This window comes from Enterobacter sp. 186315, from assembly GCF_053290175.1.
In genome coordinates this window covers 232666-257716 of the sequence record NZ_JBPTTK010000003.1, presented here as the reverse complement: position 1 = coordinate 257716, position 25051 = coordinate 232666, and the positions used below count along the sequence as shown (strand labels likewise).

Here is a 25051-nt window from a genome sequence, read left to right as displayed (position 1 = left end):
AGCGCGCCCTCGTTGTGGGTGCTCTCTCTGTCTGGAGAGCCTCTTTTCAAGCATAGAACACCCCATTCAAAAGGGCGCTGGCTCAGAAATTATTTCTTTGCGATTTCCCGTTTTTGATGCGGGTGAAAAGGGCGGTCTCGCAGGATTTTCTACTGGCTAAAAATGACGCGCAGCAGGAGATCCCAAATACGCCCCATCCCCGCCAGCAGGGGAAGATGTGAGATAAGTCACCATAAAAAAGTCGTATGTTGAATAATATTTTCAACTAGGTTATCAATCTGTAATTAGAAGATTGTTCTTTTGCACATAATGGAGTTGCTATGCGTGTTGTGATACTGGGAAGTGGTGTCGTTGGCGTGACCAGCGCCTGGTATTTAAGTCAGGCGGGACATGAGGTTACCGTTATCGACCGGGAGCCTGGCCCGGCACTGGAAACCAGCGCGGCGAACGCCGGGCAGATCTCCCCGGGCTACGCCGCGCCGTGGGCGGCACCGGGCGTTCCGCTCAAGGCAATCAAGTGGATGTTCCAGCGCCACGCGCCGCTGGCCATCAGCCTCGACGGCTCTCAGTTCCAGCTCAAGTGGATGTGGCAGATGCTGCGCAACTGCGACACCCGCCACTACATGGAAAATAAGGGCCGCATGGTGCGCCTGGCCGAATACAGCCGCGACTGCCTGAAGGCGCTGCGCGCCTCGACCGGTATTGAGTACGAAGGCCGTCAGGGCGGGACGCTGCAACTGTTCCGCACCGCGCAGCAGTATGAAAACGCCACCCGCGATATCGCGGTGCTGGAAGATGCCGGGGTGCCGTACCAGCTGCTGGAAGCCAGCCAGCTGGCGCAGGTGGAACCGGCGCTGGCGGAAGTGGCACACAAGCTGACGGGCGGCCTGCGCCTGCCGAATGATGAAACCGGCGACTGCCAGCTCTTTACCCAGCGTCTGGCGCAGATGTGCGAGCAGGCGGGGGTCACATTCCGCTTTAACACCTCCGTCGACAAGCTGCTGTCGGAAGGGGACAAAATCTACGGCGTGAAGTGCGGCGAAGAGGTGATTAAAGCCGACGCCTACGTGATGGCCTTTGGCTCGTACTCCACCGCCATGCTGAAGGGCATTCTCGATATTCCGGTTTACCCGCTGAAGGGCTACTCGCTCACCATTCCGGTTAAAGAAGAGACCGGCGCGCCGGTCTCCACGATTCTGGATGAAACCTACAAAATCGCCATCACCCGCTTCGATAACCGCATTCGCGTGGGCGGGATGGCGGAGATCGTGGGCTTCAACACCGAGCTGCTGCAACCGCGTCGCGAAACGCTGGAGATGGTGGTAGGCGATCTCTTCCCGCGCGGCGGGTTTGTGGAACAGGCAACCTTCTGGACCGGCCTGCGTCCGATGACCCCGGACGGCACGCCGATTGTTGGCCGCACGCCGTACAAAAACCTGTGGACCAACACCGGGCACGGGACGCTGGGCTGGACGATGGCCTGCGGCTCCGGGCAGCTGCTGAGCGATCTGCTTTCCGGGCGCACGCCGGCCATTCCGTTTGACGATTTAAGCGCCGCGCGGTATCAATCGGGGTTTATCCCATCGCGCCCACAGCATCTGCACGGTGCGCATCAATAAGGAGTCGTCATGTCCCGTCCTGTTCAGGCTCAGCTGGATTTGCAGGCGCTGAAGGATAACCTCCAGATTGTCCGCCGGGCAGCACCTGGCGCACGCGTGTGGTCGGTGGTCAAAGCCAACGCCTACGGTCACGGTATCGACCGGATCTGGAGCGCGCTGGGTGCCACCGACGGCTTCGCGTTACTCAACCTGGAAGAGGCCATTTTGCTGCGCGAGCGCGGCTGGAAAGGGCCGATACTGCTGCTTGAAGGCTTCTTCCACGCGGACGATCTGCCGCTGCTGGATAAGTACCGTCTGACCACCAGCATTCACAGTAACTGGCAGATTAAGGCGTTGCAGGACGCGAAGCTCCATGCGCCGCTCGATATTTATCTTAAGGTCAACAGCGGGATGAACCGCCTGGGCTTTCAGCCCGAGCGCGTTCACACGGTCTGGCAGCAGCTTCGTGCCCTGAAAAACGTCGGTGAAATGACGCTGATGGCGCACTTCGCGGATGCGGAAAAGCCCGACGGCATTGACGATGCCATGCGGCGGGTAGAGCAGGCGGCGGAGGGGCTTAACTGCCCGCGCTCGCTGTCCAACTCTGCGGCGACCCTGTGGCACCCGGAAGCACACTTTGACTGGGTACGTCCGGGGATTATTTTGTACGGCGCGTCCCCGTCCGGCCAGTGGCAGGACATCGCCAACAGCGGCCTGAAGCCGGTGATGACCCTGCGCAGTGAAATCATCGGCGTGCAGACCCTGAAGGCGGGGAACACGGTGGGTTACGGCAGCCGCTACCGCGCCAGCGGCGAGCAGCGTATCGGGATTGTGGCGGGCGGTTATGCCGATGGATATCCGCGCATCGCCCCGAGCGGCACCCCGGTGTGGGTCGATGGCGTGCGTACCGGCACGGTAGGCACGGTGTCGATGGACATGCTGGCGATTGATTTAACCCCTTGCCCGCAGGCCGGGATCGGTTCGCCGGTAGAGCTGTGGGGTAACGAAGTCAAAATTGACGACGTGGCCTCTGCGGCGGGAACGGTGGGGTATGAACTGATGTGCGCGCTGGCACCGAGGGTGCCGGTTGTGACGGTGTAACGTGTTTGTGTGCCGGGTGGCGGCTTCGCCTTACCCGGCCTACGATCGATGGCCTTGTAGGCCGGGTAAGCGTTAGCGCCACCCGGCAAAAAACAGCTACTCCGGTTCCTCTTCCATCGGCCTGACGCCGACCTTACGCACCGCGTTATCCTCTTTCTCGGCCACCGTCCAGATCATCCCGGCAAACTCCACCTGGTCACCGACGACCGGCGCGGCGCCCAGCAGCTGCTGGATAATTTCGCCGAGCGTCTGCTGTTTGTCGCGATACTCCAGCCCCTCGTCCAGGCCGTAAATCAGCGCCACGTCGGCAAACTTGGCGTTGGCTTCCAGAATAAAATCACCGAAGAAGCGCTGGTCCAGCGCCACCGGCGGCGACTGGCTAAAGAGCTTGCCGAGCGCGGGCAGGTCGCGCTCGCGTCCAATCACGCACAGAATATCCCCTTCGCGAAGACGGGTGCTGCCGGTTGGGTGCAGCAGCACGTTATCGCGGAACAGGGCGGCGATACGCGTTTCTGAAGGCATATGCAGATCGCGCAGGGAAGCGCCCACGCACCATTTGTCGGCGGAGAGCTGGTAGACAAATTGCTCCCACGGATTTTCAGGGTGAATATCCAGCCCCACGCGGGAGACCGGCCACCCGACCGGCGGCACCACCACTTTCGCTTTCTTCGCCGCCCAGCCGAGCGACGTGCCCTGGAACAGCAGCGACACCAGCACCACGAAGAAGGCCACGTTGAAGAACAGGCGGGCGTTGTCCAGCCCGGCCATCATCGGGAAGACGGCGAGGATAATCGGCACCGCACCGCGCAGGCCCACCCAGCTGATAAACACGCGCTCGCGCAGGTTAAACCCGCGAAACGGCAGCAGTCCGGCAAACACCGACAGCGGACGGGCAAAGAAAATCATCCACGCCGAGAGGATCAGCGCCGGAACGGCAATCGGCAGCAGGTCGGACGGCGTCACCAGCAGGCCCAGCACCAGGAACATGCCGATTTGCGCCAGCCACGCCAGCCCGTCAAAGTTCTGCAAGATGGCGTGACGGTTGCGAATAGGCCGATTGCCAAGCAGGAAACCGCACAGGTAGACCGCCAGAATGCCGCTGCCGTCCAGCGCCGTGGTCACGGCGAAGATCAATATCCCCCCGCTCAGGGCTAGCAGCGGGTACAGACCCGCAGGCAGGGAGATGCGGTTGATCATCTGCTGGAGCAGATAGCCACCGCCCAGGCCGATAATAATCCCGAGGCCGAACTGCTGGATGATATGCCAGGCGAAGATCCAGCTGAGGCCGCTTTCGTGCTGCTGGATCATCTCAATCAGGGTGATGGTAAGGAACACCGCCATCGGGTCGTTACTGCCGGATTCAATTTCCAGCGTCGAGCCCACGCGCTCGTTCAGCCCTTTACCGCCCAGCAGGGAAAACACCGCCGCAGCATCCGTTGAACCGACAATCGCGCCGATCAGCAGCCCTTCCATAATATTCAGGTTGAACAGCCACGCCGCCATCATCCCCGTTAACCCGGAGGTGATCAGCACGCCGACGGTCGCCAGCGACAGCGCCGGGCCCAGGGCCACGCGGAAGGAGCTGGCCTGGGTGCGCATCCCGCCGTCGAGCAAAATTACCGCCAGCGCGAGGTTGCTGATCATGTAGGCGTAAGGGTAGTTATCGAACGGGATACCGCCGATGCCGTCGACGCCGGCTAACATGCCGATGGCGAGGAAAATCACGAGAATGGGTATGCCAAGACGCGATGAAAATGAACTTAATAAAATACTACAGGTTACAAGGACGGAACCCAGAATGAAGAGACTGATTATCGCTGTGGCATCCAATGTTGTCTTACTCCCACCTTATAGCTGAATCTATTATTAAAAACCCTAACATATTATCGACGGAAACAGCGTTTTAATAAGGAGATTTAACGCTTATTTATGCCTTTATGACCGGATGACCGCTAATTGTTAGCGTTGTGCCTGAATTATGATGATTTAATGTCCCATGCGCGCCCAGCGGCAGGGTAACGGTGCGCTGTTCGTGACCAAAATCCAGCCCGCTAATCACCGGAATATCCAGCCGTGAGCGGATAAAGTCGATCATGGTCTCCAGATTATAACCCGCATCGTAATCGTTAGGCGCAGAACCGCTGAAACTGCCCAGCACGATGGCCGACTGACGGCCGAGAATTCCCGCGTGATAAAGCTGGAGCAGCATACGCTCGACGCGGAACGGATGCTCGTTGATGTCCTCCAGCACCAGGATCCCGTCTTCAATCTGCGGCAGCCACGGCGTGCCAATCAGCGACGCCAGCATCGCCAGGTTTCCGCCCCAGATCTGCCCCTCACACGTCCACTCCGGGCCGTTGCCCTGCCATTCAATGCTGAAGGTTGGATTTTGCAGCGCGCGCCAGAAATGGTCTTCGGTAAACGCGTTCAGCTCCGGCGCGCCAAAGTTGCCCGCCAGCATTGGCCCGCTAAAGGTGATGACGTTGTGCAGGGCGAGCAGGCCCAGCTGGATGACCGTGAAATCGCTGTGCCCGCAGATGAGCAGCGGATCCTGCTGCTGACGCTTCGCCAGCCCCGCCCAGTCGATGCTCTCCAGCAGGCGGCTTGCGCCGTAGCCGCCGCGCACCGCCAGCACGATGGTGTTCTCCCCGCTAAGGTTCACCAGGCCGTTGATATCGCTCAGCCTTTGCGCCTCCGTTCCGGCAAAGCGCTGCTGGCGGCGGGGTACAATCGTCTGATTTTCTACCCGGTGGCCGGATTCCAGTAAGCGCTGGATGCCCCGCGCGGCGGCGTCCTGATTAATGCAGTAGCCTGACGGCGCGACGAGATGAAACTGAGACATGGCAATTCCTTGCTGAATGAGAAACTAAATGCCTATATGATGCCGCCTGTACGTGCCTCGCTTCAAGGGGCAGAGTCACCGCGACGAAGGCTATAAGGATAGATGACGTGAAACTGAGATGGTTTGCTTTTTTGATTGTGTTGCTTGCTGGCTGTAGTTCAAAACATGACTATCAAAATCCGCCGTGGAACCCTGAAGTGCCCGTGAAGCGGGCGATGCAGTGGATGCCAATCAGCGAACAAGCCGGTAAGGCCTGGGGCGTCAGCCCGCGTCTGGTGACGGCGATCATTGCGGTGGAATCGGGCGGTAACCCGACGCTGGTCAGTAAATCCAACGCGGTGGGGCTGATGCAGCTTAAGGCGTCAACGGCCGGGAAAGAGGTATATCGCTATATGGGCTGGAGCGGGCAGCCGTCCACCAGCGAGCTGAAAAACCCGGAGCGTAACATCTCCATGGGCACCGCCTATCTGAGCATTCTTGAGCACGGCATCCTGAAGGGAATTGAGGATCCAGAGGTGATGCAGTACGCGCTGGTGGTCTCTTACGTAAACGGCGCGGGCGCGCTGCTGCGAACCTTCTCCTCGGATCGCAAAGAGGCGATTGAAGAGATTAACGGCATGGATAAAGACGAGTTCTTTGACCACGTTGTGAAAAACCATCCGGCACCGCAGGCGCCACGCTATATCTGGAAAGTACAGAAAGCGATGGACGCCATGTAATGCCTTGTCGGGCGGCGGTCACGCTGCCCGACGCCATCACAGTACTTTATTCGCGCGCTCGCGCGCTTCGCGTTCCAGTGAGAAAATAATGCGCTGTAGTTCGCGCTCGGCGGCGGGGCCAACATTCAAAAAGCGAAAGCTCAGCCGCGGGGTCGTTTTCGTTTCGTTTTTACCGTCGACCACTTTACGCTCGCTGATGGCAATCAGCTGGGCATCAAAAAAGAAACGTCCCCAGCCGCCCATATCCAGTTCTATCTGCGAAAAACGCATCCCTTCGACCAGTCCGTCGGGCTTAGCCGCGTCCATCAGCGCGCCCATGCCGCCGAGCGAGAGATCGAACAGGCGAAAGCGAAACTCTTTTTTATCCGGCATTTTGGCCTTGCAGAAATAGGCCGGGTGCAGCGGGGCGCTGATACGGAAATACTCCCGGCGCTGCACAAACCAGAGGTTGGTCGGCAGCGCGGTGATAAACGCGGGCAGCCCCTGGTATTCACCCTGTTCCAGCCGCGGCAGCATAAACTCCACCTTCGCCCCGTGCGTTTCCGCCAGCACCGAAATATTTTCGCCCCGGAGGGCGGCGCGGTTTTCAGACGCCTGGCTGCCCAGGTCGATCACCAGGCGCTCCGGCGAGGCATCGAGGATTTTGCTGATAAACTGGCTGGAGGCCCAGCTAACGCGCAGCGGCACCCCGCCTTTTTGCAGATCGCGTAATACCCCTAATACAGCCAGCGGATTTTGTTTCAGGAACTGCTCACTGTAATTACTCACGCCAGATGGCTCCTCGATATGTGACAGACTGTCATGGAGTTATCGGCAGCCTGAAATGAAACTTAATACAAACCGGTGAATTTTTCGCGCCCGTATTGATTTGCTAATGGAAATGAGAATAATTGGCGTTCCCAATATCAAGTAATAATAAGAAGAGACCATGAATTCCTCACGTTTTGCGTTATGCGCGTTGGCAGGAGCCGTGACGCTGGCCTTACAGGCACAGGCCTTTGCCGAAGAAACGACGATACTGGTCACCGGGGCCGAGCAGGGCAGCGAGCTGCCGGTCTGGACCAACAGCGCCACCAAATCAGCCGTGGCGGAGAGTAAAACCCCGCAGACGATCAATACGGTATCGGCGCAGGAGATCGAACAGCGCCACGCCAGCTCGGTAAATGAAATACTGCGCTATGCGCCGGGCGTGTCGACGGAGGTGCGCGGCAACACGTCCTACATGAGCGAATACAAAATCCGCGGCTTCACGGTCGATCAGGAGTTTTATAACGGGCTTCAGCTGCCCTATAACGTCACCGGCAACACCAAGGCGCGTATCGATCCGCTGCTGATCGAGAGCGTGGATATTCTTAAAGGGCCATCGTCCGTGCTCTACGGCGGCGGATCGCCGGGCGGGCTGGTCAATATTCAGAGTAAAAAACCGCAAAAAGCGGCGAAAACCGAGCTGGGGTTCACCACCGGCAACCGCAATCTGAAAGAGGGCTATCTCGACTCTACCGGGCAAATTGCCGACAGCGACTGGAACTACCGTCTGCTGGGCAAGGCGACGGAGAACGACGACCAGCCGCACACCACGCGCTATGAAAACTATCTTGTCGCCCCGTCGGTCACCTGGCAGCCGGACAACAAAACCCGTCTGACTATTGACGCGCTGGCGCAGAACACGCCGAGCCTGTCGCCGTCTAACCCGCTTCCGCTGTCCTATCTGCGCTCGAAATACGCCGACCGCCGCGACTACGCCGGGGACGAGTGGAGCGGCTTTAAGCAGCGCCAGTGGATGCTGGGCTACAGCTTCGAACACGAGTTCGACAGCGGCTGGGGCTTCAACCAGAAGGCGCGCTATTTTGACGTCGATACCCACCAGCGCAGCGTTTACTCAACGGGGACGGGGGCAGAGGTTTACGAACTCAACCGCTTCGCCTATACCACGGATGAAGATCTCCAGAGTTTTAACATTGATAACCAGATCACCAAAACCTATGCGTTGGGTGAATGGACACACCATCTGCTGGCGGGCTTCGACTACCAGAAGATGAACTCCCACTTCCACTATCGTTACGCCTCCGCCACGCCGGGGATCGATATGCGCGATCCTGACTACTCGCAGGTCAGCGAGAGCGCGCTTGGGCTCTACACGGCGCAGAAAAACCGCCTGAGCTATCAGCAAAACGGCTACTACCTTCAGGATCAGGTGGAGTTTGGCGGGCTGAACCTGCTGGGCAGCCTGCGCTATGACGACTACCGCTCGGTGACCACCGATTACCTGCAAAACGGCGATAAGGCCTGGGTATCGCAGGACAGAGTAACGAAACGCCTGGGGGCGCTCTACGCCTTCGACAACGGTATTTCGCCGTTTATCAGCTACTCCGAAGGCTTCGCGCCGGTTTCTCCGCAGGGCACGCTGACGGCGAAGGACGTTAAACCGACGACCAGCAAGCAGGTTGAGGGCGGGGTGAAATACCTGCTGGCGGACTACGCGACGACCTTTACCGCCTCGGTGTTCAATATTCGCCAGAAAAACGTGGTCACCTCCGATCCGGGCTTCCTGAACTATCGCCAGACCGGGGAAGTGGAGTCCAAAGGCGCCGAGCTGTCGATGGTGAGTCGTCCAACCGATAACCTGACAATTATCGCGAACTACGCCTATACCCACGCGATCAATACCGAAGATGACAAATACAAAGGCAAACGCCCGACCCAGGTTCCGGAAAACGCCGCGAACCTGTGGGGGGATTACACCTTTGATAACACGCCGCTGCGGGGATTGAATATCGGCGCTGGCCTGCGCTACACCGGGCCGATGGAGATTGCGCCGACCAACGACGCGGGCAAGCTCGGCGGCACCACCCAGTACGATCTCGCGGCGTCGTATCGCATGGAGGAGATTTCGCCATCGCTTGCGGGGCTGACGGTTAAGGCCAGCGCGCAAAATGTCACCAACAAAGAAACCTTAACCTGCTACGACGCCACCAACTGCTGGATCGGGCGCGACCGCACCTGGCAGCTGGGGGCGAGCTATAGTTTCTGACGTGTTTTAGGTTAAGGTTTTGTAGGCCGGGTAAGGCATCGCCGCCACCCGGCTCAACCCCGCTACTGCGCCGCGCTCTTCTGCGGTGCTACCGCATCATTCGCCGCAGGCGGATTCTCCGGCACGCTATCGCACGGTTTCTCCTTCGGACACACCAGATCCAGCATCTTCAGCGTCACCCCGTTGCTCCAGCCAAAGCCGTCCTGCAACGGGTACTCGCCGCCGCCACCGCCGGTTCCGGTGCTCGACACATCATACTTCTCCACCAGCTTCTGCTCGCGATCGTAGGTGTGCTGAACGTTTTTCAGGAAGCGCCAGGTCACATCCATCGCCACCTTGTCCTGACCGTAGTTCTGCAACCCTTCCGTCGCCACCCATTGCAGCGGCGCCCAGCCGTTCGGGGCATCCCACTGCTGGCCGCTGTTGATAGTGGTGGTAGAAATCCCGCCCGGTTTTAACAGCCGCGACGAGGTCGCCGCCGCCACTTTATCCGCTCTCTCCTGCGAGGCCGCCTTCACGTACAGCGGGAAGAGGGCGGCGGCGGTCAGCTGATTGCGCACCTTTTTGGTTTTCAAATCGTAATCTGCGTACCAGCCCTCTTTGTCGTTCCACAGGTGGCTCTCAATCGCCTTCTGACGCGCGGTCGCCAGCGCCTCATATTTGCTCGCGCTGGCGGCATCGCCCGCGTCCTGGCTCGCCTGTGCCAGCAGTTTTTCCATCTTAAACATCAGGGCGTTCAGATCGACCGGCACAATGCTGGTGGTGCGGATCGTGCCGAGCTTTTGCGGATCGTCCATCCAGCGGGAGCTAAAGTCCCAGCCGGACGCCGCGGCGGAGCGCAGATCGCGATAGATCTCCGTCGCCGGGCGGTTAGGGTTGTTTTTCGCGGTGGTGACGTCATCCAGCCAGGACTCCGGGCGCGGCGTGTCCCGGTCGTCCCAGTAGCGGTTCAGCACCGCGCCATCGTCCAGTTTCACAACGCGTTTGCTGCCCTGTCCCGGCTGGAGCGCGTCCACGCCGTCCATCCAGTAGGCATACTCTTTTTCCATCTGCGGGCGATATTTCTTCAGCGCCTCGCCGTCGTGCGTGGCGAGCAGTTCCACCATCAGCGAGAAGAACGGCGGCTGCGAGCGGCTCAGGTAGTAGCTGCGGTTGCCGTTCGGGATATGGCCCCAGGTATCGATCTCATAGGCGAAGTTATCCACCATATCGCTGATTTTGTCCCAGTGACCGCTCTCCGCCAGCCCGAGCATGGTGAAGTAGCTGTCCCAGTAATAGACCTCGCGGAAACGTCCGCCGGGCACCACGTAGGGTTTCGGCAGCGGCAGCAAAGAATCCCATTTACCGGCTTTATCCGTGGCGCGCGTCAGCACCGGCCACAGGCCGTCAATGTGCTCGCGTAAGCTTTGTCCCGCCGGGGGAACATACTTTTCGCCTTCCGTCGGCAGGGTAAAGTTCATCTCTACGAAGTGGCGCAGGTCAAAGCCGGACTGGGTGTGCTGCATACGGTAATCGGCAAGGATCATCAGCGGATCGCTTTTCGGCACCGCGTCGGCAAAGGTTTTTTGATCCGGGAAAAGTTTGGCGCTCTGCACGTCGTTAAACAGAGGGCCGAGCAGAATATCCGGGGACGTCGGCTGGCCGGTTGCCGGCTCGTTAGCCGCCGCGAAGGCGGTAACGCCCAGCAGCGCGCCGCCAAGCGCGAGCTGCAAAAGTGTAGGGTGGCGCATATGAGGTCTTATCATCGGTTCTCTCCTTTATTCGCTGAGCAGCGTGCCCGCTCTCATCAACCACCTGAAAACCTTAGACGAATATTGAAAAATTCGCGTGGTGAATATCCCAATTTTCACAGAACCAGACAATTTACCGTTGCGATGGTAAATGTAATTAACGCTTAAAATATTGACTGGAGGAATAAATGGCAAAAATACAAATATCCACCTCACACCTTTTTTCAGGAAATACGCCTATTTAAATATCAGGATCACATAAAACAAAAAACATAAGCTTTTAGTGAAAAAACATAATGGATTAACCCGCCCCGCTCAGGCGAAATGATTGCCGACAACAGAAACCGGTTTCATAAAAAACAAGAGGGATATCTATGTCGGTTGCAGTAAAAATTCCAGTAAAAGAAAAAATAGGCTATAGCCTGGGGGATGCGGCAAGCCATATTGTATTTGACTCCTCTGTCGCCATTCTTGCCTATTACTACACGGATATTTACGGTTTACCTCCCGCAATAATGGGAACCATGTTTCTTCTGGTGCGTTTATTAGATGCGATAACCGATCCGGTGATGGGCGCTATTGCGGACGCCACCTCCACCCGCTGGGGGCGATTCCGCCCGTGGCTGCTGGCGATATGCGTTCCCTTTGCGGTCAGTTGCGTGCTGGTCTATTCCATTCCCGACTTCACCGAAACCGGGAAAATCTACTACGCCGTCGGGGCCTATATTTTCATGACCCTGATGTACACCGCGATTAACATTCCCTACTGCTCGCTGGGCGCGGCGCTGACCTCCGACCCGCGCGAAAATCTCTCCCTGCAATCCTGGCGTTTTGCCATCACCCCCGTCGGCGGCGCGCTCGGTACGGCCTTGATCCTGCCGCTGGCGGATTACCTCTACCCTGGCGATCGCGCGACCGGTATTCAGGTGGCGATGGCCATATTTGGCGTGATTGGCTGCCTGATGTTCCTGGTCTGCTTCCTCACGACCAAAGAGCGCGTTCAGCCCATCAAAGAAGAGAATCTCAACATCGCCCGCGACGTGAAGATCCTGTTTCGTAACGACCAGTGGCGCATATTGTCGGTCTATAACTTTATGATGCTGGTGGCGGTGGTGATCCGCGGCGGGGCGGTGGTGTATTACGTCAACACGGTGCTGCAAAAAGGGGCGGACGTCATCTCTATTTTCATGCTCGGCGGGATGCTGGCCTCGATGTTTGGCTCGGTACTGGCGCAGCCGTTCGGCACCCGGTTCTGCAAGGTGAAGCTCTCGTTCTGGATCAACCTGCTCAACGCGGCGCTCGGCGTGGCCTGCTTCTGGCTGCCGCTGGAGTTCTGGATTGTGCCGCTGATCGCCCACGTGCTGATCCAGATTGTGCAGGGGGGCAACGGCGCGTTGCAGTGGTCGATGATTACCGATGCCAATAACTACGGCGAGTGGAAAACCCAGCGTCGTATTACCGGCATGAACGTCGCGGCCAATATATTCATTATTAAATTAGGGGTCGCCGTCGGCGGTGCGATATTAGGCTGGGTGCTGGCGTGGTTTAATTATGAATCCAACAGCCAGGTTCAGTCTGAAAGCGCGGTACAGGGGGTAATATTACTGTTCACCCTTATTCCCTCCCTCTTTTATTTACTCACCGCGATCTCTATTAAATTTTATAGCCTGACCGAAAACGTGATGAACGGCGTGGTGAGCGATCTGAATAAAGGTGAGTTCGCCAAAGAATAATAACGAATGATGTACCCGGCCGGTAATGACGCAGTATTACCGGCTATTCGCTCTGCACGTAGAAGTGAAAAAAAATAAATCACGAGGATGGAATCCATGAGAGTTAAACCTATTGCTCTGGCCATGAGTGCTTTATGTATGCCAGGCGCCTTCGCAGCAAACACACCCCTGACCCTTGAACAAAAGCTGGCAAACCTGGAGGCGCGGCTCGAAAATGCAGAAAACCGCGCGGCACAGGCGGAAGCGCAAATTAAAGTGCTGCAACAGCAGCAAACCGTCACCGCGCAAAAAGCCCCCGCAATCGCCGTTGAATCGGCGCAGCCGGTGGCCGCCGACAACGCGCCAAAACTGACGCTTTCAGGCTATGGCGATATTAAATTTTACGGCGACGTGGAATTTAATATGGATGCGGCGAGCAGCACCGGCAGCCTGACCTCCGTTAAAACGTCAGCGAATAAGGACTGGGCGCCGGGCAGCGACGAGCGCTGGGATATCAACGGTCGCCTGCTGCTGGGCTTTGACGGCTATCGTCGAATGGATAACGGCAACTTTGCGGGCTTCTCCGTTCAGCCGCTCGCGGATTTGACCGGCAAGATGAACCTCGATGACGCGGTGTTCTTCTTCGGCACGGAAAACGACTGGAAGGTGAAGGTCGGGCGCTTCGAAGCCTACGACATGTTCCCGCTGAATCAGGATACCTTCGTTGAATATTCCGGTAACACGGCTAACGATCTCTACAGCGACGGATACGGCTATATCTACATGATGAAAGAGGGGCGCGGGCGCAGCAACAGCGGCGGCAACTTCCTGGTCAGTAAAACCCTCGATAACTGGTATTTCGAGGTGAACACCCTGCTGGAGGACGGCAGCACGCTGTTTGTTGACCAGCAGTACCACGGCGCGGATCTCGATAATCAGAAAAACGTCGCCTACGTACGCCCGGTGGTGTCCTGGCAGAGCGGCGCGTTTTCGACCGCCGTCGCGATGGAGAGCAACCTGGTCAACAACGCCTACGGCTACCGTGATTCATCCGGCAAATGGATCGACGAATCCAGCCGTACCGGCTACGGCCTGACCATGACCTGGAACGGACAGAAGGCCGATCCGGATGACGGCGTGGTGGTGAACTTCAATACCGCCTATATGGACGCCACGGATGAAAACGACTTCACCTCGGGCATCAACGGCCTGTGGCGTAACGTCGAACTCGGCTATATCTACGCGCACAACGAGATCGAGAAGTTTAATACCGCCAGCTTCAACGCCGACTGTGACAGCGACTGCTGGATAAGCGATCCGGGCAAATACGATATCCACACGCTGCACGCCTCGTATCTCATTCCTGACGTCATGAAGATGAAGAACTTCAATATTTATCTGGGGGCCTACGCCTCGTGGATAGAAGGGCATCCAAACAGCGGCGAGGGCAATAACGACTCCCGCTACGGCGGCCGCCTGCGGTTTAAGTATTACTTCTGATGTGTAACGGGTCAGACCTCTTCCGGGGTCTGGCCCTTCTCCCGTAATGCCCCCGGCGCGTGGCCGACAATCCGCTTAAACGCCCGGCTAAATGCGGCAAGGGAGCCATATCCCAGGCGCAGCGCCACCGTTTCGAGCGGCTGATGTTCATGGCGAATGTACTGCACCGCCAGGCGCATGCGCAGCTCAGTGAGATATTTCGCCGGGGTGGTGCCCGTCGCCGAGAGAAAACGCTCGGCGAAGACCGAGCGTGACGTGCCGGCCTCTTTTGCCAGGTCCGCCACGTTCCAGTTCACGCCGGGCTGCTGGTGCATGGCGTAAATCGCCCGGCTCAGGCGCGGGTCGCGCAGCACCTGCACCCATCCGGTCGCTTTCCCGCATCCGCCTTCCACCCATCCGCGCACGATCAGCGCGGCGACCACGTCCGCAAGCCGCGCGAGGATCCCGGCGAAACCCGCCTGACGGGTCATGGATTCGCGCTCCATCGCCGCGAGCAGCGGGTGGATCTCCGGCCAGGTGGTCATCAGACGGCTCACCATCATCACTTCCGGCATCGCCTTGATCAGCGGCTGCATCCCGCCAAGCTCGAAGTCCATACATCCACTGAATATGATTGTGTTTTCGCTGTCCGGGCACGGCTCGCAGCTGATAGCGCACACCGAGCTGCAAATCGGCTCGCTCGGGAAGGCGCTCACCGGGGTGATATCCGCCTGTTCGTCCGAGAGCAGGGCATGGGCATTGCCGTTGGGAATAAACAGCGCGTCGCCGCCGCTTAGGGGGAAGGTCGCGCCGCTCTCCATGCGCAGCAGGGCCGTGCCGTGGCTGACAAAGTGAAACTGCGCTTTGCCGGGCGCCTGATGAAACGCCACGCCAAAGGGCGAGCTGGCCTCGATGCGGCGGTATTTCACCCCGGAAAGGCGCATTCCGTGCAGAAGCTCGCTGATTAAATCGGGGGACTGGCTGCTCATCTCATCACTTCCGGACGAATAATCAATAATCCAAGATTATATGTCATAGATCGTCCACCGGGAACTCTCTATGCTTTTGCGACAGTTGTCACAATTTTATAACGGGAGAACAACAGATGAATTCATGTGTCGCGGCGAGCGAGGCCATAGCCCCCGCAAAACCCGCCTGGCGGGCCGTCTATTCACTGGGGCTGGGCGTGTTTGGTCTGATCACGGCGGAATTTCTGCCCGCCAGCCTGCTGACGCCGATGGCGGCGAGCCTCGGCGTCAGTGAGGGGATGGCCGGGCAGGCGGTGACCGCCACGGCGCTGGTGGCGCTGGTCACCGGGTTGCTGATTACCTCTGCCACCAAAAGTATCGACAGACGCTGGGTGCTGATGTTTTTCTCGGTGCTGCAAATCATCTCCAGCCTGCTGGTGGCCTTTGCGCCGACGCTGCACGTCCTGCTGCTGGGGCGTCTGCTGCTCGGCGTCGCCATCGGCGGCTTCTGGGCGATGTCCACCGCCACGGCGATGCGCCTGGTGCCAGCGGATAAAGTGCCGAAGGCGCTGGCGGTGATCTTCTCCAGCGTGTCCATTGCGACGGTGGTCGCCGCGCCGCTCGGCAGCTATCTCGGCAGCCTGATCGGCTGGCGCAACGTGTTTATCCTCTGCATTCTGCCGAGCCTGGCGGCGCTGCTGTGGCAGCTGTGGGTTCTGCCCTCCATGAAGCCGGAAAGCAGCGGCAGCCTCGGGACGCTGTTCCGCGTGCTGCGCCGTCCGGGAATGATTGGCGGCATGCTGGCGACGATTTTGATCTTCAGCGGCCACTTCGCCTTCTTCACCTACCTGCGCCCGTTCCTTGAAACGGTGGGGCAGGCGAGCGTGGAGAGCATCTCTCTGATCCTGCTCGGCTTTGGCGTAGCGAACTTTGTCGGGACGTCGATTGCCGGGCATCTGCTGGCGCGCAACCTGCGTCTGACCCTGGCGCTGGTGCCGTTTGCCATGGGGCTGCTGGCCCTGACGATGGTCGCCTTTGGCCATCTGGCGATGCTCGACGGGCTGCTGGTGGCGCTGTGGGGCTTTGCGTTTGGTCTGGTGCCGGTGGGCTGGTCAACCTGGCTTGCCACCACCGTACCGGATGAAGCCGAAAGCGCAGGGGGCCTGCTGGTGGCCTCCATTCAGCTGGCAATCAGCGCGGGCGCGGCGGGCGGCGGGGCGGTGTTCGATCTCAACGGCGCGAGCGGAGTGTTCGCCGGAAGCGGGCTGTTGCTGGTTAGCGCGATGGTGATTGTGCTGATGGGCGTAAAAGTTAAAACAGCGTAACGAACGTAGGCCCGGTAAGCGCCACCGGGCTTTTTACAAAGGGCACCACACCCTTTTTCTGCATCAGGTTTTGTAGGCCCGGTAAGCGCAAGCGCCACCGGGCAGTTTTAACACCGGGCGCTACAACCCTTTTTTCTCCATCAGCACCGCCAGATCCACCAGACGATTCGAGAAGCCCCACTCGTTGTCGTACCAGGCGAGGATCTTAACCATCCTGCCGCCAATCACCAGCGTGGACAGCCCGTCGATGATGGACGAGCGCGGATCGCCCCGGTAATCGCTGGAGACCAGCGGCTCGTCGCTGTATCCCAAAATTCCCTTCAGCGGCCCGCTGGCAGCCGCCTGGCGGAACGCATCGTTAACCTCTTCTACCGTTACGTCGCGACCGAGCGTGACCGTCAAATCCACAACCGACACCACCGGAACCGGGACGCGCAGGGAATACCCCGTCAGACGCCCGTCCAGCTCGGGGATCACTTTGCCCAGCGCCTTCGCCGCACCGCTGGAATAAGGCACAATCGACAGCGCCGCCGCGCGCGCGCCGCGCAGATCTTTCTCCGGCTGGTCGTGCAGGGCCTGGCTGTTGGTGTAGGCGTGGGTGGTGTTCATCAGCCCGTGCTCAATACCAAAGGCCTGATGCAGCACCTGCGCGGCAGGGGCCAGCCCGTTGGTCGTGCAGCTCCCGTTGCTGACCACGTAATGCCGCGCCGGATCGTAATTCTCGTGGTTTACGCCCATCACAATCGTCAGGTCATCGTCCTTGCCCGGCGCGGAAATAATCACGCGCTTCGCGCCGCCGTGGGTGATATGCACCTCCGCCTTGCTGCGTTCGGTGAAGAAGCCGGTCGCCTCAATCACCACCTCAACGCCCACGTCGCGCCACGGAATGTTCGCCGGATCGCGTTCGCTAAAGACGGCGATCCGCTGCCCGTCGACCTGTAACGCCCCGTCCGCCGCCTCAACGGAGGCTCCCAGCGTGCCGAGCAGAGAGTCATATTTCAGCAAGTGGGCGAGGGTTTTGCTGTCCGTCAGATCGTTAATTGCCGCAATCTGAATATCCGGGTTGCCCAGCGCAGCGCGCAGGAAATTACGTCCGATTCTGCCGAAACCGTTAATACCGACCTTAACCATGATGCACTCCTTATTTGATGTCTCTGGAGTGACTGTAGGCGCTGCCCGAAATGGCGTAAACGACAAAAAAGGATCACATTACGCCATCTTGCGGCAGTGGAAGCGCTGGCGGTATTCCCCGGGGGTGAGATGAAGCTGTTTTTCAAATACCCGGCGCAGGTTGATGCTGCTGCCAAAGCCGCTCTTTTCGGCGATACGATCCAGCGGTTCGGCGGTCTGCTCAAGAAGCTGACGCGCGGCGGCAAGGCGCGCCTCGGTGACGTACTTAGCCGGAGAAGCGCCGGTTTCGCGGGTAAAGACGCGGGTGAAGTTGCGCGGACTCATGGCGACTCTTTGCGCCAGATTCTCCACGCACAGGTCGGCGGTGAGGTTTTGCAGGATCCAGGTCTGGAGTTCGTTAATCGGCGCCGACGCGCCCGACGGGTGCAAATTGTAGCGGCTGAACTGAAGCTGACCGCCGGGGCGACGCAGGTACATCACCATGTCCTGCGCCACGTCGCGGGCAAGGCTGAAACCGTAATCATCCTCAACCAGCGCAAGGGTCAGGTCAAACCCTGAGCTGACGCCGCCCGAGGTCCAGATTGGGCCATCCTGAATATAAAGCGGCCCGCCCTCGACGGTAATTTCCGGGTAGGCGGCCTGCATCGTGTCCAGCAGCCGCCAGTGGGTCGTTGCCCGGCGGCCGTTAAGCAGGCCGCTCTGCGCCAGCAGCATCGCGCCGCCGCAAATTGAGGCCACGCGCCGGGCATGGGGCGCGGCAAGATGCAGCCAGTCCACCACGGCGGTGCTCTCCTGTTCGTGCATCCCGCGCCCGGTAATGATGATGGTGTCCAGCGGCTCGCGGGGATCAAGCTCCGGCAGGCGGTAGTCCGCCAGCAGGTTTAAGCCAGACTGACCGTGGATCACCTGATGCGGCTGGGTGGTGGCGATAATAATGCGGTAGCAGGGATGCTGCGGGCCTTCCGGGTGCAGCCGGTTGGCCTGCATCAGAATGTCGGCGATACCGGCGGCTTCGAACAGCATGCCGCCGTCGGGAACGATAATCAGGATCTTTTTCATGTCCTGAAAAGTACCTTTATCGCAAAATAAGTCAAGCGGCAGGAGAAGGGGCTACCCCGCGCAGCGGCACGTGGTTGCCCGCATTTTCCGGCAAAGGATAGCAATTTAACTTCGTTGTTATTTCAGGCGTTTTCGCAGAATGTCAGGGCATTGTCTCTCTGGCGAAACGGCGTCTGAAGGAATGAGTAAATATCTCCACCCGCAACAGCGCGAACATATTCACAGGCTCGCCGCGCGCCTGATGTGGCGCAGCGAACTGCCCACCTGGCTTTTGATTATCACGATTTATGGCGGCTGGTTTGCCACGCTGGCCTTCTGGCAGATCCTCGGCCTGCTGCCCGCCACGCTGCTGCTTATCTTTTTCACCGCCTGGTATATGTCGCTTCAGCATGAGCTGATCCACGGTCACCCCACGCGCTTTCCCCGGCTTAACCAGCTTTTCGGCACGCTGCCGCTGGCGGTCTGGTATCCCTACGGCCTGTACCGCGACTCGCATCTGGCCCACCATCGCAACGATAGTCTGACGGTGCCGCAGGACGATCCTGAGTCGTATTACTTCACGCCCGAAAGCTGGGCGCGTTTTCGCCCGTGGCAAAAGCGGGTGATCCACCTGCGCAACACCTTTATCGGCCGACTGCTGCTGGCCCCGCTGCTCGATATTCTCAACACGCTGGGCAGCGCGGTGGCGGCATTTCGCCATCTGCGCCTGCGGGCGATGGGGATGTGGCTGATGCACGGCGCGCTGCTGGCGGTACTTTTTATCTGGATGGCGCAGCGGGGTTTCTCCCCCGTCTGGTTTGTGCTGGCGGTGAGCTATCCGGCGCTGGCGCTCACTAAGGTACGCTCTTTCCTTGAGCATCGCGCGGCGGACGACCCGCTGGCGCGCTCGGTCATCAACGAAGCCGGACCGTTCTGGCAGGTGCTGTTTTTAAATCTCAACTACCATTCAGTACACCATGACCTCCCCGGCGTGCCCTGGTACGGGCTGAAGACGATTTATCTTCACCAGCGGGAGGCGTATCAGCAGCGTAACCAGGGGTTTGTGGTCAGGGGATACGGGCAGTGGCTGCGCCAGTTCTGGGCCACGCCGGTGGACGTCACCGCACATCCGGGAGTGAAAAAAGACAATGAGTAACCGACTGGCCTTTCCGATGTATGCCGTGGATCGGGCCGACACCGAGGCGCTGCGGCAGGTGGTTAACCACCTGCTGGCGGCGCGCGGCGTAACCGTTAATGAGCCTTACGGCCTGCCCGAATCCGATCTGCTGGCCCACTGGCAGCAGCCGGATCTGATCCTCAGCCAGACCTGCGGCTATCCGCTGATCACGCGCCTGCCGGACGTGCAGGTGGTGGGCGCTTTTCACTACGCCGCGCCGGGCTGTGACGGCATGGGCTACCGCAGCTTTCTGGTGGCGCGCGATTCGGATAAACATCTTACCGTTGCGGATTTTCGCGGGCGGCGGCTGGTGTGTAACTCGGCTGATTCGCAGTCCGGCTATAACGTGCTGCGCAAACGCATCGCGCCCGAGGTACTGGATCGGTATTTCACCCGCGTCAGCTTTAGCGGCAGCCATCGCCGGTCGCTGATTGAGATTAAGGGCGATAGGGCGGATCTGGCGGCTATCGACTGCGTGACCTGGGCGCTGTTGCAGCGCCACGAGCCGGATGTCGTTGCCGGGCTGGCGGTCATTGAACAAAGCCCGCTGACGCCGGGTTTACCGCTGATCACCTCCGGCAAAACGTCACCAGACAGGCTCCAGGCGATTCGCGAGGCGCTGACCGCGCTGGTGAGTTTGCCGGAATACCGGCAGGTGTGCGATGCGGTGCTGATCCGCGGGTTTAGCGCGGCGACCCGTGAGGCGTGGTCGCCGCTGCTGGACTGACTACATCTGGCGGATCTCTTTCGAGCGCAGCGTGACGCGGATGGGAACGGACTTGTAGGAGGGCGTTCCACTCTCTTTGTCGAGGTAATCGAGCGGCACCAGCACGTTAGCCTCCGGATAATAGGCGCCCACCGAACCCGGCGCAATGCCGTAGGCCACCACGGTAATATCGTCCAGCCGCTGGCGGCTTCCCGGCAGGGCGGTTTCGATATCCACACGGTCGCCGTGCTCGAGACCTAACGCCGCCATATCCCCTTCATTCATAAACAGAATATCGCGGCGGCCAAACACGCCGCGATAGCGATCGTCCAGCGCATAGATGGTAGTGTTGTACTGGTCGTGGCTGCGCAGGGTGATCAGGCGCAGGACGTTATCCCCTTCGCCCGGCGCGTTTTCATCCACGCCGTCAAACACCGAGAACATCGCTTTGCCCGTTGCGGTCGGCCAGACGCGCTCCGTTGGCGGCAGCGGCATTCGAAAGCCGCCGGGCACGCGAATGCGCGCGTTGTAATCCTCAAAGCCGGGCAGGGTTTGTTCGATAAGATCGCGGATGCGGTCGTAGTCCTCCACCAGCGTCAGCCAGCTCACTTTGGTGTCGGGCAGAGTCGCTTTCGCCAGGCCCGCCACAATCGCCGGTTCAGAGCGGATCTGCGGGGAGGCGGGCTTCAGCTTGCCGGACGAGGCGTGGACCATCGACATGGAATCTTCCACGGTGATGGACTGACGCCCGCTCTGCTGCATATCCAGCTCGGTGCGGCCCAGGCAGGGCAGAATATAGGTTTCTTTGCCGACCAGCAGGTGCGTGCGGTTAAGCTTGGTGCCGACGTGAACGCTCAGATCAAGCTTGCCCATCGCCGGGAAGCCGTTTTCGTGATCGGGCATCGCCACCGCAAAGTTCCCGCCGAGGGCGAGCAGCGCCTTCGCGCGCCCGTCAATCATCGCCTGGGTCGCCTGCACCGCGTCATGGCCGTGCGCGGCGGGCGGCTCGAAGCCAAAGACCGCTTTAATGCGGCTTAAGAAGGCGGCGCCGGGCTTCTCGGTAATGCCGACGGTACGGTTGCCCTGCACGTTAGAGTGTCCGCGCAGGGGACAAATCCCCGCGCCGGGTTTGCCGATGTTGCCGCGCAGCAGCAGCAGGTCGGCAATCAGACGCACGTTCGCGGTGCCTTTGTTGTGCTGGGTAATGCCCATGCCGTAGGTGATGATGGTGGCGTTGGATTTTGCATACGCCCCGGCGACGTTTTTCAGCGCCGCCCGGGTTAACCCGGACTCGCGCTCGATGGCTTCCCAGGCGGTGTGCGCAATATCCTCAGCAAACGCGTTAAAGCCCTCGGTATGGTCGGCGATAAAGGCGTTGTCCAGCGCATCGTCCATCTCCAGCAGATGTTTCGCCACCCCTTTCAGCGCCGCCGCATCGCCGCCCGCCTTCACCTGATAATAGGTTGAGGCGATGTCGGTAGAGCCATAGGTTGCCATTTCCACCACGCTTTGCGGATCGGCAAAACGCTCCAGCGCACGTTCGCGCAGCGGGTTAAAGACGATAATCGGCACCCCGCGACGCGCCAGCTCGTGCAGCGTGCCCATCATGCGCGGGTGGTTCGTGCCGGGGTTATGCCCGATGGAGATCACCAGCTCGGTTTTATCGAAATCGTCCAGCGATACGGTGCCTTTGCCGATGCCAATGGAGCGCGGCAGGCCGGTGCTGGTGGCTTCGTGGCACATGTTGGAGCAGTCAGGGAAGTTATTGGTGCCGTACTCGCGCGCGAAAAGCTGGAACAGATAGGCCGCTTCGTTAGAGGCTCGACCGGAAGTGTAAAATTCCACCTCGTCAGGCTCAAGGCCGCGCAGGATCTCGCCGATGCGCGCAAACGCCTCGTCCCATTCGACGGGGCGGAAGGTATCGCTCGCCCGGTCGTAACGCAGCGGGTGGGTCAGGCGACCGTAGCCTTCAAGCTCGAAATCAGATCGCGCCAGCAGCTCGGTGACGGTATTTTTCGCCAGAAACTCGGGCGTCACGCGTTTGCTGGTGGCTTCCCACGTCACTGCCTTCGCGCCGTTCTCGCAAAACTGGAAGGTGGATTTGTGCTCTTTGTCCGGCCACGCGCAGCCGGGGCAGTCAAACCCGTCGGGCTGGTTGGTGCGAAGCAGGGTGGCGGGGGCGTCCAGGGTATCCATCTGCGTGCGAACGGCGATGGCGGTGGCTTTTAAGGCTCCCCAGCCGCCCGCAGGACCGTCGTAATGCCGGATGCCGGGGACTGAGCGTTTTGTGGTTTTCATCTGGACTCCGCATAGGTGGGTATCCGATGAAGTCTACATCACTTTATTTAACAAACTAACAACGAATACATATCATCCTGCTACCAGCCGAACGTGGCCGAGCAGTCGACCGTATTGTCCGCGCATCCGCGCTGGCGAATTTGCTCCATATGACGTCCCCCGCTATCTGCACCCGAGACAGAGGCATGAATTTTCTCATTTCCAATTGTCCCCAGGTTGATATCGTGCGTGTCAGGATCGTATGACTCGCAGGCCGCAAGGCTTAAAGATAATAAACACAGTGATAATACTTTTACCGGCACGTCTGCATTCCTTTTTATTTGTAAATAATTGATTTTAATAATTATATTAATGGCACTTGGGGAGGCTTTACTGGCGGGGGAGTATAAAGAAATAACGATGAGAGAAAAGCTATGACGATTCTTAAATATACGCGGTGCGTGGATTTTTGAGCGGGGAAGGGGCTTAGACATCGAATCGTGATTTGCATGCTATATGTGAGTTTGGACTAACCCCTCGCCCGTTGACAAATCCAGCCCTCACCATGAAGGCTGTTCAAAGGCCTCCGGGCTTACGCCCAAACTCACTTGCACTACACTTCGGCGGTAATAGCGCGCTCAAATCTCCGCGTATTTCTATAACAATTAATTCACGCGTTTCCCATCAATGATAATGTGGTGGGTTTCATTACCCCGAGGATGTATGAAGAAATGCCCGTCTGGCGCGGAGTCCTGAGTGATTGGTTCCAGCACAATTTGCGCAGCCTTTTGCCGTTTGTCATGCAGGGCGTAAATGATAAAGGGAATAGACAACACAACCAGAAAGCAAACTACCAGCAATACAGAGTAAATTTCATTCGCCTCCTCCCCGGGTAGCCCAGTGGGCGGGAAGAAAGAAACGACAAAGGCCAACATTGAAGCGATCAGGCCGACAATAGCCACGCCTATCTTAACGTGTTTACCTCCTGGAATATTGAAAGTGCGTTTCTTTTCTGGCTGTTTACGCACCAGCTGAATATACCCGATGAAAAGCATAAAGTAGCTACAAAGGTAAATCACCACGGTCAGGGCCAGTGCGATCAGAAACGACATATTGTTGCCGCCCCCGGTATTGGTGAGCACGGTCAGCGCCACGGAGGTGATAACCAGTTGGGAAATAACCAGCGCCACTGGCACTCCGTTTTTGTTCATCTTCGCAAAGCGGGCAGAAAGAATACCTTTCTGCGCGGTTACCAGCATGCCGCGTGACGGCCCAACAATCCATGCAGAGATCTCAGCAAGCACCCCAAGCAACAGCAGCGAGGCAATAATGCGTACCGCCCAGCCGAAGCCCGTACCCAGATGGTTAATCAGTATTGTGAAGGTCTGCATCACACCTGCCGACAGGTTTATCTGATCTACAGGGATCACGGATGCTATCGACAGCCCGCCCAGAGAGCTGAGGGCGATGGCTGCCGCCATAAGCAGTAGCATCGCCAGAGGATAATCACGCCCGGGGTTTTTCATCTCATTAACGTGGGTGGCGGACGCCTCGACTCCCATATAGCTTAGGATGAAAGCCACGGAGACCACCAGCGTACCCACCTGCGTGAAGTCAGGGAAGAATGTATCTGAATCCATTTTAATGGCCAGCGTGCCGCCCATATGCAGATAGCTGATGGACAGAATGACCAGGATCGCAGCGGGTAACAGAATCCCGGCGAAGAAGCCCACTTTTGCAATACGCGCCGTATATTTTGTTCCGCCGAACTGGGTAAATGCCAGCCCCCATAAGATAATTAAGCCGGCAACCGTTTTAAGTATCGGATCGTGATTCAATGCAGGCCATTTTAAAATATAGGACAGTGCGCCTAGCACAAAATAAAGCATGGGAATAAAGCCGATCGCGATTTGCAAATAACCAAAAGAGATAGCAGCGAACCCCCATTTCTCTCCCAGCGTTTTGGATACCCAGATAAATATTCCTCCTTCCTGCCAGCCTTCTACCGTGGCCATTTCAGCTGCACATAAGCCGACAGGAATAAACCAGAGTAGCCCACCTAACAGCAGGAAAAAAATAAGTGAAAAGCCGGAAGTGGCAAAGGTTGGATATTCATAAACGGCCATCACCATCGATGCAGTTATGGAAAAGAAGCCTAAGAGTGTTAATTGTTTTGACGCAGCGCTGCGCTGTGAGTTCGCCATAAGAATCTCCTGA

The 25051-nt window shown here is 58.6% G+C and carries 17 protein-coding genes and 1 pseudogene; 9 read left to right on the top strand and 9 right to left on the bottom strand.

Annotated features, from left to right (window positions below; genetic code table 11):
- Positions 1-320: 320 nt before the first annotated feature.
- Both ACSVHP_RS05320 and dadX read left to right on the top strand, forming a co-directional pair.
- A complete protein-coding gene (locus tag ACSVHP_RS05320) occupies positions 321-1619 on the top strand; it encodes a D-amino acid dehydrogenase (RefSeq protein WP_447551201.1) in 1299 nt (432 codons plus the stop codon).
- A gap of 9 nt (positions 1620-1628) precedes the next feature.
- Positions 1629-2699, top strand: a complete 1071-nt coding sequence (gene dadX, locus ACSVHP_RS05315) for a catabolic alanine racemase DadX (RefSeq protein ID WP_447551200.1) — start codon at positions 1629-1631, stop codon at positions 2697-2699.
- 165 nt (positions 2700-2864) lie between these two features.
- Here dadX and ACSVHP_RS05310 read toward each other — a convergent pair.
- Both ACSVHP_RS05310 and ldcA read right to left on the bottom strand, forming a co-directional pair.
- Positions 2865-4529 (bottom strand): annotated as a pseudogene (locus ACSVHP_RS05310) (potassium/proton antiporter); the annotation flags it as partial.
- A 97-nt stretch (positions 4530-4626) separates the two neighbouring features.
- Positions 4627-5541 carry a muramoyltetrapeptide carboxypeptidase gene (gene ldcA / locus ACSVHP_RS05305; RefSeq protein ID WP_447551199.1) on the bottom strand — a complete coding sequence of 305 codons (915 nt, stop codon included), beginning with the start codon at positions 5539-5541 and terminating at the stop codon, positions 4627-4629.
- Between the two features lie 107 nt (positions 5542-5648).
- On the opposite strand from ldcA, the gene emtA reads away from it, so the two are divergent.
- Complete coding sequence (gene emtA, locus ACSVHP_RS05300) at positions 5649-6260, top strand: membrane-bound lytic murein transglycosylase EmtA (protein WP_234674550.1); 612 nt, start codon at positions 5649-5651, stop codon at positions 6258-6260.
- Positions 6261-6296: 36 nt separating this feature from the next.
- On the opposite strand, the gene ycgR is transcribed toward emtA, so the two are convergent.
- On the bottom strand, positions 6297-7028 hold the full coding sequence (gene ycgR, locus ACSVHP_RS05295) for a flagellar brake protein YcgR (RefSeq protein ID WP_447551198.1): 732 nt from the start codon (positions 7026-7028) through the stop codon (positions 6297-6299).
- A gap of 160 nt (positions 7029-7188) precedes the next feature.
- Between ycgR and ACSVHP_RS05290 the strand changes: the two genes are divergently transcribed.
- Positions 7189-9291 (top strand): TonB-dependent siderophore receptor, encoded by a 2103-nt coding sequence (locus ACSVHP_RS05290; protein WP_447551197.1) that lies wholly within the window; start codon positions 7189-7191, stop codon positions 9289-9291.
- A gap of 62 nt (positions 9292-9353) precedes the next feature.
- Here the strand turns inward: ACSVHP_RS05290 and ACSVHP_RS05285 are convergent, their stop codons facing one another.
- Positions 9354-11036: an alpha,alpha-trehalase gene (locus tag ACSVHP_RS05285; protein WP_447551196.1), complete on the bottom strand. Its 1683-nt coding sequence runs from the start codon at positions 11034-11036 to the stop codon at positions 9354-9356.
- 359 nt (positions 11037-11395) lie between these two features.
- Here ACSVHP_RS05285 and ACSVHP_RS05280 point away from each other — a divergent pair, with 359 nt between their 5' ends.
- Both ACSVHP_RS05280 and ACSVHP_RS05275 read left to right on the top strand, forming a co-directional pair.
- Positions 11396-12754 (top strand): glycoside-pentoside-hexuronide (GPH):cation symporter, encoded by a 1359-nt coding sequence (locus ACSVHP_RS05280; RefSeq protein ID WP_447551195.1) that lies wholly within the window; start codon positions 11396-11398, stop codon positions 12752-12754.
- Positions 12755-12850: 96 nt separating this feature from the next.
- Complete coding sequence (locus tag ACSVHP_RS05275) at positions 12851-14233, top strand: carbohydrate porin (protein WP_447551194.1); 1383 nt, start codon at positions 12851-12853, stop codon at positions 14231-14233.
- Between the two features lie 11 nt (positions 14234-14244).
- Here the strand turns inward: ACSVHP_RS05275 and ACSVHP_RS05270 are convergent, their stop codons facing one another.
- Entirely contained in the window at positions 14245-15201 is a 957-nt protein-coding gene (locus ACSVHP_RS05270; RefSeq protein WP_447551193.1) for an AraC family transcriptional regulator, read from the bottom strand.
- 116 nt (positions 15202-15317) lie between these two features.
- Here ACSVHP_RS05270 and ACSVHP_RS05265 point away from each other — a divergent pair, with 116 nt between their 5' ends.
- Entirely contained in the window at positions 15318-16505 is a 1188-nt protein-coding gene (locus tag ACSVHP_RS05265) for an MFS transporter (protein ID WP_447551192.1), read from the top strand.
- A 120-nt stretch (positions 16506-16625) separates the two neighbouring features.
- Here the strand turns inward: ACSVHP_RS05265 and gap are convergent, their stop codons facing one another.
- Together gap and ACSVHP_RS05255 are read right to left on the bottom strand one after the other, a co-directional pair.
- Entirely contained in the window at positions 16626-17636 is a 1011-nt protein-coding gene (gene gap / locus ACSVHP_RS05260) for a type I glyceraldehyde-3-phosphate dehydrogenase (protein ID WP_447551191.1), read from the bottom strand.
- 78 nt (positions 17637-17714) lie between these two features.
- Positions 17715-18695, bottom strand: coding sequence for a GlxA family transcriptional regulator (locus tag ACSVHP_RS05255; protein WP_447551190.1), 981 nt, complete (start codon positions 18693-18695; stop codon positions 17715-17717).
- 181 nt (positions 18696-18876) lie between these two features.
- Between ACSVHP_RS05255 and ACSVHP_RS05250 the strand changes: the two genes are divergently transcribed.
- Positions 18877-19830 carry a fatty acid desaturase gene (locus ACSVHP_RS05250; protein WP_447551189.1) on the top strand — a complete coding sequence of 318 codons (954 nt, stop codon included), beginning with the start codon at positions 18877-18879 and terminating at the stop codon, positions 19828-19830.
- Positions 19823-20578 (top strand): phosphate/phosphite/phosphonate ABC transporter substrate-binding protein, encoded by a 756-nt coding sequence (locus ACSVHP_RS05245; RefSeq protein WP_447551188.1) that lies wholly within the window; start codon positions 19823-19825, stop codon positions 20576-20578. Before ACSVHP_RS05250 ends, ACSVHP_RS05245 begins: the two co-directional genes overlap by 8 nt.
- Here ACSVHP_RS05245 and ACSVHP_RS05240 read toward each other — a convergent pair whose 3' ends face one another.
- Together ACSVHP_RS05240 and gadC are read right to left on the bottom strand one after the other, a co-directional pair.
- A complete protein-coding gene (locus ACSVHP_RS05240; protein WP_447551187.1) occupies positions 20579-22855 on the bottom strand; it encodes an FdhF/YdeP family oxidoreductase in 2277 nt (758 codons plus the stop codon).
- Between the two features lie 644 nt (positions 22856-23499).
- A complete protein-coding gene (gadC, locus tag ACSVHP_RS05235; RefSeq protein WP_447551186.1) occupies positions 23500-25038 on the bottom strand; it encodes a glutamate:gamma-aminobutyrate antiporter in 1539 nt (512 codons plus the stop codon).
- Between the last annotated feature and the right edge of the window lie 13 nt (positions 25039-25051).

What these genes read in the sequence shown, in the direction of transcription:
- ACSVHP_RS05320 (WP_447551201.1), top strand. Translation starts at nt 321, where the DNA reads ATGCGTGTTGTGATACTGGGAAGTGGTGTCGTTGGCGTGACCAGCGCC.
- dadX (WP_447551200.1), top strand. Translation starts at nt 1,629, where the DNA reads ATGTCCCGTCCTGTTCAGGCTCAGCTGGATTTGCAGGCGCTGAAGGAT.
- ldcA (WP_447551199.1), bottom strand. Translation starts at nt 5,541, where the DNA reads ATGTCTCAGTTTCATCTCGTCGCGCCGTCAGGCTACTGCATTAATCAG.
- ACSVHP_RS05290 (WP_447551197.1), top strand. Translation starts at nt 7,189, where the DNA reads ATGAATTCCTCACGTTTTGCGTTATGCGCGTTGGCAGGAGCCGTGACG.
- ACSVHP_RS05285 (WP_447551196.1), bottom strand. Translation starts at nt 11,036, where the DNA reads ATGATAAGACCTCATATGCGCCACCCTACACTTTTGCAGCTCGCGCTT.
- ACSVHP_RS05280 (WP_447551195.1), top strand. Translation starts at nt 11,396, where the DNA reads ATGTCGGTTGCAGTAAAAATTCCAGTAAAAGAAAAAATAGGCTATAGC.
- ACSVHP_RS05275 (WP_447551194.1), top strand. Translation starts at nt 12,851, where the DNA reads ATGAGAGTTAAACCTATTGCTCTGGCCATGAGTGCTTTATGTATGCCA.
- ACSVHP_RS05270 (WP_447551193.1), bottom strand. Translation starts at nt 15,201, where the DNA reads ATGAGCAGCCAGTCCCCCGATTTAATCAGCGAGCTTCTGCACGGAATG.
- ACSVHP_RS05265 (WP_447551192.1), top strand. Translation starts at nt 15,318, where the DNA reads ATGAATTCATGTGTCGCGGCGAGCGAGGCCATAGCCCCCGCAAAACCC.
- gap (WP_447551191.1), bottom strand. Translation starts at nt 17,636, where the DNA reads ATGGTTAAGGTCGGTATTAACGGTTTCGGCAGAATCGGACGTAATTTC.
- ACSVHP_RS05255 (WP_447551190.1), bottom strand. Translation starts at nt 18,695, where the DNA reads ATGAAAAAGATCCTGATTATCGTTCCCGACGGCGGCATGCTGTTCGAA.
- ACSVHP_RS05250 (WP_447551189.1), top strand. Translation starts at nt 18,877, where the DNA reads ATGAGTAAATATCTCCACCCGCAACAGCGCGAACATATTCACAGGCTC.
- ACSVHP_RS05245 (WP_447551188.1), top strand. Translation starts at nt 19,823, where the DNA reads ATGAGTAACCGACTGGCCTTTCCGATGTATGCCGTGGATCGGGCCGAC.
- ACSVHP_RS05240 (WP_447551187.1), bottom strand. Translation starts at nt 22,855, where the DNA reads ATGAAAACCACAAAACGCTCAGTCCCCGGCATCCGGCATTACGACGGT.
- gadC (WP_447551186.1), bottom strand. Translation starts at nt 25,038, where the DNA reads ATGGCGAACTCACAGCGCAGCGCTGCGTCAAAACAATTAACACTCTTA.